Here is a 574-nt window from a genome sequence, read left to right as displayed (position 1 = left end):
ATTCCGACCGGCTGATCCGCGATCGCCAGCGCGGCCATGTCAGGTCCTTCCGCGACTACACGGCCGATCTGGAGCAGTTCTTCGAGGAGATCGTGCTACCCGATTGCCGCGGCCCGTATTACATCCTCGCCCATTCAGCCGGGGCCGTGATCGCGCTTCTTGCGGCGCCGTCCATGGTGAACCGCGTGCGCCGCATGGTGCTGATCGCGCCATTCCTGACCCTGCCCGACCTGCCGGTCTCGATCAGGACGGTCCTCCGCGTCTGTTCGGTTTTCTGCGCCTTGGGGCTGGGCCGGCTCTATGCCGCCTGGGGTCCACGGCCCAGACATACGCTGCCTTTCGAGGCCAATAAGGTGACGTCGGATCCGCAGCGCTACCGCCGCAACACGCGCATCTACGAAGAGTATCCGCGAATGGCGCTTGGCGGTCCGACGATCCGCTGGCTGCAAGCGGCGGCAAAGGCGTCGGAAGCCATCAGCGACCCGGACTTCATGGCCCGCATACAAGTGCCTCTGCTGATCATCGCCGCCGGCGCCGACAGGGTCGTTTCGACCAGGGCGGTGGAAGCCTACGC

General features: G+C 65.7%; 1 protein-coding gene. It reads left to right on the top strand.

The genetic code is table 11. The annotated features are described in order from the left end of the window. The coding region (locus ACWTU8_RS32025) for an alpha/beta fold hydrolase (RefSeq protein ID WP_455851280.1) at positions 1-574 on the top strand (574 nt) is incomplete at both ends.

The sequence above is a fragment of the Mesorhizobium sp. BHbdii genome, assembly GCF_053848045.1.
Note: the sequence above shows the minus strand (reverse complement) of the source record. Positions and strands in the feature narration are given on the sequence as shown.